We start from the raw sequence: 8,935 nt of genomic DNA, 5'->3' as shown, positions 1-8,935 counted from the left end.
TATAAACCTGAAACATCTTAATTCCAATAAGTTGCAAGAGCAAATTGCAGATCTTATTTCCAGAAAAGAATCTCTAAATACTCAATACGTTTCTTTTAAGCAAGAAATAAAAGAGTTGGAATTGATACATCAAAACCTGTCCAAATATCTCAAACAGGATGCTCCTGAAATACAAAGATCTTCTCATAACCAACTCCCTTCTTTGTAAAACCATAATAATAGGCAGCGATTTCACTCGCTGCCTAAATTCCCATTAAACCGATATCCTACACCTCGTACTGTTTGTATATATAATGGTTGTCCAGGATCATCTTCTATTTTTTCTCTGATATTGCAGATATGTCGCATAACCACATTATAATCACCGGAATAAGGTTCATTCCATACCAGATCATAAACCATTTCTTTTCCAAATATTCTACCTGGACTTTTCGCTAAAAAAGTAAAATATCATATTCATATTTTGAAAGATGAACATCACTATCATTCTTTTTAACAATTCGTTCCTGTAGATATATTTTTAATTCTCCAAACCTTATAATTTCCGGTATGAATTGGTTTTTATGTTCCCAGCTAGTCAATATGTTTTCACTTATGCTTCCATTAGCATCTGTGATTCTCTCAATAATTTCTATCTTTTTCACCTTTATTGCCTCTACATTATTAATTTTATATTCTATATATCATCTGCCATTTGACTTTTTTCTTCTACAAGTAATATAATATATTTATTACATATGTAGGATTTAGCAGGAGGATTTTATTATGTCACTACCCCAGATTTCAGAAGCCGAATTTGAAGTTATGAAAATTGTATGGAAATATGCTCCCATCAATACAAATGAAATTACAGAAAAACTTACTCTAACTACCAGCTGGAGTCCAAAAACAATTCAAACTCTTATCAAGAGACTTGTTTCCAAAAAAGCTCTTTCCTGCGAAAAACAAAGCCGGGTATTTGTCTATACTCCATTAGTCCAAGAAGATGAATATATACGCCAGGAAAGCAATTCTTTTTTAAAGCGATATTATAATGGAAATCTTTCTTCTATGCTGGCTTCTTACCTTGAAGACGATAAGCTCTCTTCAACAGAAATTGATAACTTACGCCATTTATTATCAAAACATCAGAAATAGGAGGTTTTGAATGAGCAACTGGATCATCCACTTTTTAATCAGTAATATCTTCATATGTATTTTTACACTTGTAATAATCGGAACAAAAAAACTTCTGAAAAAATATTTATCTGCGACTACACAGTACCATCTCTGTTTTCTTTTATTTTTATTACTTGCCGTGCCATTTTTTCCTGTACAGATTCATGGCTCACAACTTTTTTCATGGTTACATTTTTTCAAACTGACTCAGGACTTAACTCTGGTACCGACACGCTATCCGAACTTACCAGTAATACACAAAATATTTTGTTAAACCAGGTGAATGATTTTTCAGTTTCCATCAGTAGTCAATTTTCTGGAGGCTTGAATACCATACTCTTTCTAATATGGATAACGGGTGTTATGATTATGTCAGTCCTCACCCTTCATTCATTAAACTATGTACGTTCCATAAAAAGATCTGCTCTCCCGCTTCAAAATCAGCAGGTAAAAACTATTTATTACAATTGTTTAAAGGAACTTAAAATCTCTCACCCAGTATCAGTCTACAGTACTGCATTTTTAAAATCACCAGTTTTAATCGGAATAATACATCCCAGAATTTACATTCCCATCCATTTAATTTCCGAACTGAATCCTGATGATATGCGTTTTATGCTGCTACACGAATTACAGCATTACCGTCACAAAGATACATTTATTGGCTTCCTCATGGTCATAAGTAATATACTCTACTGGTTTAACCCTTTTGTTTGGTACACTTTAAAAGAAATTCTCTGTGACCGTGAAATAGCCTGTGATTCTGCTGTATTGCAGATGATTTCTGCTGATGAATACCAAGCTTATGGAACTACACTGATTAATTTTGCAGAAAAAATATCCTCTTTTTCCTCTCCACTGGCAGTTGGAATGTCCGGAAATTTCAGGCAGATGAAACGACGTATTCTCAACATCGCCGTTTTTAGGAAAGAAACTCTTTATCAAAAAATGAGAGCATTGATAATTTATCTGGTCATTAGTGCTGTTTTTATTGGATGTACACCCATTTTATCCATTGATGCCTCTACTCAAAACGTATATCATTTTAGTGATACAGACAAAAATATCTCCCTGTTAGATATATCCGAAACATTTGGAACATATGATGGATCATTTGTTTTGTATGACAATAATTTGGATTCCTGGAAAATATACGATCTTGAAGAAGCCACCAAACGTATTCCGCCAGAGTCTACCTACAAAATATACGATGCATTATTAGGGTTGGAATCCGGAATCATCACACCAGAACACTCTTCCATGACATGGAATGGTGATGCCTTTCCTTTTCCATCCTGGGAAGCTGATCAGGATTTAAACTCTGCTATGCAAAATTCCGTTAACTGGTATTTCCAGGCAATTGATTCGCAGCTCGGAATTAACAGAGTCCAGGAATTTTTGAATAAAATAGAATATGGAAACCAAACAACCAGTTCAAATCTGGATTTATACTGGTCCGATTTTTCATTAAAAATCTCGCCTTTAGAGCAAGTAACATTATTAAAAAAATTTAACACAAATGAATTCCATCTAAATTTCCAAAATGTATTTTCTGTTAAAAATGCTATAAAAATTGCCAGTACACCTAATGGTAATTTCTACGGAAAAACTGGAACCGGTCGTGTCAACGGACAGGATATCAACGGCTGGTTTATCGGATATGTAGAAACTTCCGATAACAGCTATTATTTTGCAACCAATATCCAAAGTGATTCTAATGCAACTGGCAAAAAAGCATTTGAAATCACTTCTGATATCTTAAAAAATTACATATATGGAATTAACAAATATGAAAGGGCTGATAGTTGTTATCAGTTCTTTCTTTTTATTCTATATTGATATTTGGGAACTTCTTTCGTACCATTATTCAGAATTTTATTCCCCATATATTTAAAACTCTTATCATCGTTGAACTTAACAGTCAGCTCACTTGTAATAACGGCATCATTACATATAAATGTATCACATACAGCATCAACAACCAACACACTGTTTCCCTCTCCGCTATCTCTTATTTCAACGACCTCCGGTAAAGATGTTCCAAAATGAGTAGGGCTATAATTTAAACAGCCTAATCGTTCCCAGTCATAAGTTTGATGTTCCGAATCAAATACTGCCCATTTTTTAATTTGATCTGCTGTTATCGGCAAAAACTCCATTATCAGATTTTCAAACTCTTCTGCCGGAATTCCACTTGAGTTACCTGAAAACTCATATCTCTCCCCGTATTTCATTCGATATAAATATTCATATAAACCATTATAATCTAACCCTTCCATATCAGATCTATCCCAATCAGAACATAAAAGATTATTCCCCTGATATCCAAGCAAATACACACACCTCTTTGAAACTTCCCTGCATTCATCACTTAAAGGTTTAATTCTTATCATAGAACTGCCATCAACCGCTTCTGATACTTCCGGATACTTTGGAACGCATAGCGTATAACCAAACCAGCCTTTTTCTGTATATTTCCATTCTTCTATCCTTGTATACGAAACATATACAATAGATGGATTGTCGTTCATACCCCAAACAGCTTTCACAGCCAGCAAATACATATCTGTCCCATCATAATTGAATTTGAGTCTTTCTATCCCACCATCCCTGTTAATCCTATATAAGACGATATCTCCTGTCAGATCCTGTTCTGCCCTGAAAAGAAATTCTTCCATTTTAGAATAATTAGCCATATTTGAATACGGTGCTGATGTAATAACGGGGACATTTTTTCCTTTAATACTTCCTGCATTTCTTCCATTACTGTCTCAGAAACTACTATATTCGATGAAGTCCCTTTATCCGCCTTTTGATAAATGACTTTCATCTGATTCATAACATTCTTACAATCTTCAATAGCTTCTTCTTTCACGACTTCATCTACTGGCAAATCATATCCTCTTTCTTGTACAGCATAATTCGCAGTTTCCTGTGAAATATATTCTAAATCAGCCCCTTTACATTTTGTATTTCCTATGAAAAAGCATCCCGAAATAAATAAAACGCTCATCATCTTTTTCAGTTTTCTTTTTGTAATCATATCAATTATCTCCATAACATTCCTCCCACTTTTCGTCTGATAATCTTTCCGTATACCAGGTAACCTCTATTTCTGACCTTGATACATAATTGGATACATATTGAAATCTATCTTTATCTAACAGCCGAATGGTTACGCTATGACAAAACGCCTGATCTAATTCTTTTTGTGGCCATACCGCATTTACTTCCAGTGTTATTGTTCCATCTTGATTTTCTATGTAGGAAACAACTTCCGGATATGGAATATATGGTGTGGGAGCAAAATCATATACGATTCCTCTGGTTCGATACCGATATGTCTGTATTTCTGTGTGAAATACCGTTCCTGTCTGCAGTATCTCTGCGCTTATATTAAAATATTTTTGAAATATCGTTTCAAATGATTCTTTTGGGATTTCATAAGTCTTTCCTTCCTTAAATTCATCAGTTTTTTCTTCCATTGAAAGTAAACGATCAAAAACATCATAAAAATTTATTCCATCATAATTTTTTCACTCCAATTAGAAGTAAACAATTTATTAAGTGTATATCCAAAAGGAAGTATATATTTTCGATTCAACTCCCGACATTTTTTATTTAACGGTGCTACCCGAAAGTCCCGATATCCAGACGGTCCATCATATCCTGCCGGATGATATTCTTCTATAAAGAAATGCCCGTTTTCTGTATATTTCCATGAATTAGCTCTAAACTCATGATAATATGTTTCCTGCCAAGTGTCCTCTTTCCATTTAAAAGAGCTTACTTCAACGTCTATTTTCCCCTGTTTGGTTTTCAGATCATACCGGATAAAATAATCCCCTGCTATAACTTGAAATATAGTAGTTTTTCCATTCTTCTCTTTTTCTGCTTTTTTCAAAAAATCATCTACTTTAATACTTTGAACCATATCCAGCTGATTGTAGGAATCAATTACTGCATATCCATATTTTCCAAAATAATCCATACTTTTTTGTATTGTACTCAGCTCATATAGTGCATTTTCTTTCACAGCATTCTCATATATGTTCCGATAGCCTTCTGCTAGCATTTCACACTCTCTGTAAATTTTTTCTTTCGTATCTTCAATTGTCTTTTTCTGCTCTTTCTTTATGCCACATCCACTACAGACAGCAAGAAAAATAACTCCCACAAATATTTTCCAAATTTTTTTCATATCATTTTCCTCTTACATTTGTAATATTTAAAGGTAAAAATTATTCATTACCAAGATATTCATCCAGTATCGCCTTATCCTTTTCCACCACATAACCGCTTCCTCCAATATCTTTCACATTCTCTACCATACTGATGAGCAAAATAGGATTCTTTGTATCTCTATCTGTAGTAAAAACTGTAAACCAGCCAATTTCTGTTCCAGATGTATCTTCTTTTGTAGCTTTCAGTTCCGCTGTTCCGGTTTTTCCTGCTAATCTAATGTCTTCCCGGCATGCTCCATAACCAGTTCCTTCCGGGTTATTCACTACACCCTCTAACCCCTCCATAACCTCCGAAACAATTTGTGGTGAAAAAGCATCTTTTATCCAGATTTCACTGGAAGTGCTTCCACCATCCGCGTGAAGATATGGCTTTATCATATTTCCATCATTTAGAAAAGCCGTATAAATGCTTGCAAGATGCAAAGGATTTACCAGAATCTGTCCCTGTCCATACCCACTGTCAGCAAGCTGGATTTCTGTTTCTATCTTGTCCATATTAGAATATTGGGACTCTGACATTTTAATATCAAATGGAAGTTCCTGATTAAATCCTATTTGATTTAGAGACTGCATCAGTTGATCCGCACCAATTTTTAATGCTGCTTTTGCAAAATAAATATTATCTGAATAAATAAGCGCATTTTTCAAGATCACAGGTTCATAATCATGAAGTGTAGTCACTGTATAATCTCCCCACGAGGAATCTTTCTGCCACGCCAGACCCTCATTTCCAAAATCGGAATTTGCAGTAAATGCCCCCACTTTTAATCCAATTGCAGCAATTACAGGTTTAAAAGTTGAGCCAGGACACCATGTCTGGCGAAAGCGGTTGTATAAAGGCCTGTCTTCATTTTCATTTAATGCACTCCACTGGCTGTTGTCCATTCCACGTACAAAATCATTATTATCATAAGATGGCGTACTTACCAACGCCAATACTTCCCCTGTATAAGGATTCAAAGCTACAGAACATCCTCTGTCTTCTTTAAATTGTTCATAAAGAGTACTTTGAAGATCACCATCAATCGTAGTATGGATATCTTCTCCATCTTTTCTAGGCTCATATGCAATAACACTTTTTTATTTCCATTTGCATCTACAATACAGATTTCACACCCATCTGTTCCTTTTAGTTCTTTTTCATAAAGCGTTTCCAGTCCAGTCTTTCCAATCACACTGTTTGTACGATACCCTTCCCCTTTATGTTCCTGCAAATCTTCGGCTGTAACCGCCTGTACATACCCTACCAGATGAGAGGTAGCTTCTTTTAGATAATAAGTTCGTACTTTTACATCAGATAACATAATACCTGGAATCTTCAATAATGTGTCCTGCTTTTCTTTTTCTTCCAGAACAGTTTTATCCGGATTCACTGTCAGAAGATCGACCTCTTGTATTTTAGGAATTGTTGCTACTGGTACAAAAGAATCTGCTTTTACCCAACCGGCTTCTAACTTATCCTCAATTTCGTCTGCTCCAATTCCAAGATACTCTGCCAGTTTTTTTATTGTATCTTCTCTGTTCTCCATCCTGCCCGGAACAATTCCTACCGAAGATGCAGTTCCCTCTCCAGCCAACTGACGACCATTTCTGTCTAAAATATCTCCTCTCTTTGCCTCTTCTGACGTTACCTGAACTTTATCCGTTGCAGATAACTCTGGAAAAATCAACTGATCCTGCCAGATTAAATGATATCCTGTCCAATCATGTGAAAATACCGCATCGTTGGTAAATTCTACATTTCCTGCAGCAGTCTGCATATTTGTTGTATAGGAAACTGCCGCATTTCCGTTTTCTTGTCTTTTTACTGTAATATCGGTTATGGACAGATCAGACATCTCAATGCCTTCATATATTTTAGAATTTCGTTCTATAAATTCTTCCTTACTGTTCATGCTGCTTTTTTCTGATCCAGCATGGCATACATTTGCTCATATTCCCCTTTTCAATATATTTCATATATTCCATTAGTCTTTTTTCAGGAACATTACAATTCATTATTGTTACAATACCGATTCCACCACCAATCAATATACCGCTAAATAAAACTATTTTTGTAATAATCTTCGTGTGTTTTTTCTTTTCTTTTTTCTCATATAGTTTTATTTCTCCTTTTTTCATATTTTCTTAAATATTACACTTGTAATATTTAAACGTCAAGCTTTTTCTTAGGTTTATATATGTAGACAAGAGAAAAGATTTGCATAAAAAAGAAAGGGCATCTCAAAGCCTTCTTTGATAAAGAACTTTACGACACTCTGAGGTAATGGTTTCTCCGGATGTTTCCCAAACGCTATAATCACTCTCCAGAAGAACCAAAAACGATTTTTAATTTTCTCTCAGAAAAAAAGAACTACTCTAAATCTGCTGATCTTTGAAATAACCCTGCTCGTTTCTTATAATCACAAACATATTCAGACAACACATTCTTTGCTGGCAGATTATTATAGCAGAAAACGCAACAAATCCCTTTATTAACTTTTGTTCCATATATTTCCTGTACCAATCCTATTGTTTCATCATCTGAACAAAAGCTCTTCGGAATCTCCCTACAATCCCTGATAATAACGCAAATCTGTTTACTATGTCCTCTCTGTTAGTATACAAGCCAGCTAATCTCTTTATTATAGTATCTAAATACTTCTTCCCAATTCCACTACTCAAAATTTCTTCAGTCACTATTTCTGCAGATGTGTTTTTATATCAGCCAGAGTTCCCCTGGCTGAATTCTTCCAATATATACCTGTTAACACTTCTCAATGCTGACACTTTTTCCTTCGCTTCTCATCTTTCACCTGCTATACTGCACTCTGGCTTGAATTCATTCCCTCTCTTCCAGTTCCGATTTATAATCTTCCAAGTCCATAAGAAAAGTCTCATAGCCTTCATCACTCATGCATAACAGCTTTCTTAGGGTATTGCAGACAAGCCTAATCATATCCGCATCCCCTTTTAGAAATGGAATGATATGGTCGATTGCTTCCATTGTGTCATTTCTGTTTCCTTTATCAAACATTGCGGTTACTAAACATTCGTCTGTATCAAAGTTCATTGTCAGATCCATCATAATTCTACATTCCCCTTCTTATGTGCTTTGGTTTTTCTGCTTCTTTATTTTTCTGTTCCTGTGCTTTTGCCCTTGCCTGAAACTTTTTCAACGACTGCAGCACAGATTTTTTCAGTTCCCCTTTTTCGCCCTTTGCCGGCTCTTTCTTTTGTGCCCGGTTCGGTTCCACTGATCCGGATTCTTTCTTGACTGGTGCTTCTGGAACTTCCTGTTTCACTTCCACAGTCTGTTTTGTTTCCTGCACCTTTTCATGTTTCTCGTTCAGATATTTTTCCATATCGTTGATTGCTTTCTGTACCAATGGACTTTCTTTATAATGTGGAATCATATCAATCAGATGGATTTGTATATGAAGTAGACTACTCTCATATCCGAAAAATGAATACCCTGCTGGGAAATATCAGCAGTAATTTGAATCAGATCACCCATCGTATAAACAGTACCAATACAGTTTACCCAAAGGACC

General features: G+C 35.2%; 12 protein-coding genes and 1 pseudogene. 3 read left to right on the top strand and 10 right to left on the bottom strand.

Annotation, left to right across the window (positions count from 1 at the left end; translation table 11 throughout):
* Nucleotides 1–208: hypothetical protein (locus CK1_RS01835; RefSeq protein ID WP_502685088.1), on the top strand; the 208-nt coding region annotated here is incomplete at its 5' end.
* A 23-nt stretch (nt 209–231) separates the two neighbouring features.
* Here the strand turns inward: CK1_RS01835 and CK1_RS01830 are convergent.
* Both CK1_RS01830 and CK1_RS01825 read right to left on the bottom strand, forming a co-directional pair.
* Entirely contained in the window at nt 232–402 is a 171-nt protein-coding gene (locus CK1_RS01830; protein ID WP_306288686.1) for a winged helix-turn-helix domain-containing protein, read from the bottom strand.
* Nucleotides 403–434: 32 nt separating this feature from the next.
* Nucleotides 435–644: a hypothetical protein gene (locus CK1_RS01825; RefSeq protein WP_306288685.1), complete on the bottom strand. Its 210-nt coding sequence runs from the start codon at nt 642–644 to the stop codon at nt 435–437.
* A gap of 121 nt (nt 645–765) precedes the next feature.
* Between CK1_RS01825 and CK1_RS01820 the strand changes: the two genes are divergently transcribed.
* Both CK1_RS01820 and CK1_RS01815 read left to right on the top strand, forming a co-directional pair.
* Nucleotides 766–1,137 (top strand): BlaI/MecI/CopY family transcriptional regulator, encoded by a 372-nt coding sequence (locus CK1_RS01820; protein WP_015524618.1) that lies wholly within the window; start codon nt 766–768, stop codon nt 1,135–1,137.
* A gap of 54 nt (nt 1,138–1,191) precedes the next feature.
* The gene (locus CK1_RS01815; RefSeq protein ID WP_353611097.1) at nt 1,192–2,997 is read left to right on the top strand and encodes a BlaR1 family beta-lactam sensor/signal transducer; all 1,806 of its coding nucleotides are present in this window, start codon (nt 1,192–1,194) and stop codon (nt 2,995–2,997) included.
* Here the strand turns inward: CK1_RS01815 and CK1_RS01810 are convergent.
* From CK1_RS01810 to CK1_RS01785, 8 genes and pseudogenes are all read right to left on the bottom strand, one after another.
* The gene (locus CK1_RS01810; RefSeq protein WP_244791180.1) at nt 2,970–3,854 is read right to left on the bottom strand and encodes a DUF6070 family protein; all 885 of its coding nucleotides are present in this window, start codon (nt 3,852–3,854) and stop codon (nt 2,970–2,972) included. The two genes, CK1_RS01815 and CK1_RS01810, sit on opposite strands and share 28 nt — an antisense overlap.
* Entirely contained in the window at nt 3,800–4,216 is a 417-nt protein-coding gene (locus tag CK1_RS01805) for a hypothetical protein (RefSeq protein ID WP_015524615.1), read from the bottom strand. The genes CK1_RS01810 and CK1_RS01805 overlap by 55 nt, the downstream gene beginning before the upstream one ends.
* A pseudogene (locus tag CK1_RS01800) lies at nt 4,203–5,233 on the bottom strand (DUF6070 family protein). The gene CK1_RS01805 and the pseudogene CK1_RS01800 overlap by 14 nt, the downstream one beginning before the upstream one ends.
* A gap of 166 nt (nt 5,234–5,399) precedes the next feature.
* Nucleotides 5,400–6,362: a penicillin-binding transpeptidase domain-containing protein gene (locus CK1_RS17810; RefSeq protein ID WP_353611096.1), complete on the bottom strand. Its 963-nt coding sequence runs from the start codon at nt 6,360–6,362 to the stop codon at nt 5,400–5,402.
* A gap of 2 nt (nt 6,363–6,364) precedes the next feature.
* Entirely contained in the window at nt 6,365–7,297 is a 933-nt protein-coding gene (locus CK1_RS17805) for an NTF2-like N-terminal transpeptidase domain-containing protein (RefSeq protein ID WP_015524612.1), read from the bottom strand.
* Nucleotides 7,287–7,523 carry a hypothetical protein gene (locus CK1_RS17800; protein WP_015524611.1) on the bottom strand — a complete coding sequence of 79 codons (237 nt, stop codon included), beginning with the start codon at nt 7,521–7,523 and terminating at the stop codon, nt 7,287–7,289. The genes CK1_RS17805 and CK1_RS17800 overlap by 11 nt, the downstream gene beginning before the upstream one ends.
* Nucleotides 7,524–8,223: 700 nt before the next feature.
* The gene (locus CK1_RS01790; protein WP_015524609.1) at nt 8,224–8,469 is read right to left on the bottom strand and encodes a transposon-transfer assisting family protein; all 246 of its coding nucleotides are present in this window, start codon (nt 8,467–8,469) and stop codon (nt 8,224–8,226) included.
* 4 nt (nt 8,470–8,473) lie between these two features.
* Nucleotides 8,474–8,770, bottom strand: a complete 297-nt coding sequence (locus CK1_RS01785; protein WP_306288683.1) for a hypothetical protein — start codon at nt 8,768–8,770, stop codon at nt 8,474–8,476.
* Nucleotides 8,771–8,935 lie beyond the last annotated feature (165 nt).

The organism is Ruminococcus sp. SR1/5 (assembly GCF_000209835.1).
GTDB lineage: Bacteria > Bacillota > Clostridia > Lachnospirales > Lachnospiraceae > Blautia_A > Blautia_A fusiformis.
This window is presented reverse-complemented; position numbering and strand designations above follow the sequence as displayed.

What these genes read in the sequence shown, in the direction of transcription:
- CK1_RS17805 (WP_015524612.1), bottom strand. Translation starts at nt 7,297, where the DNA reads ATGAACAGTAAGGAAGAATTTATAGAACGAAATTCTAAAATATATGAA.
- CK1_RS01810 (WP_244791180.1), bottom strand. Translation starts at nt 3,854, where the DNA reads ATGGCTAATTATTCTAAAATGGAAGAATTTCTTTTCAGGGCAGAACAG.
- CK1_RS01790 (WP_015524609.1), bottom strand. Translation starts at nt 8,469, where the DNA reads ATGATGGATCTGACAATGAACTTTGATACAGACGAATGTTTAGTAACC.
- CK1_RS01815 (WP_353611097.1), top strand. Translation starts at nt 1,192, where the DNA reads ATGTATTTTTACACTTGTAATAATCGGAACAAAAAAACTTCTGAAAAA.
- CK1_RS01820 (WP_015524618.1), top strand. Translation starts at nt 766, where the DNA reads ATGTCACTACCCCAGATTTCAGAAGCCGAATTTGAAGTTATGAAAATT.
- CK1_RS17800 (WP_015524611.1), bottom strand. Translation starts at nt 7,523, where the DNA reads ATGAAAAAAGGAGAAATAAAACTATATGAGAAAAAAGAAAAGAAAAAA.
- CK1_RS01805 (WP_015524615.1), bottom strand. Translation starts at nt 4,216, where the DNA reads ATGGAGATAATTGATATGATTACAAAAAGAAAACTGAAAAAGATGATG.
- CK1_RS01830 (WP_306288686.1), bottom strand. Translation starts at nt 402, where the DNA reads ATGGTTTATGATCTGGTATGGAATGAACCTTATTCCGGTGATTATAAT.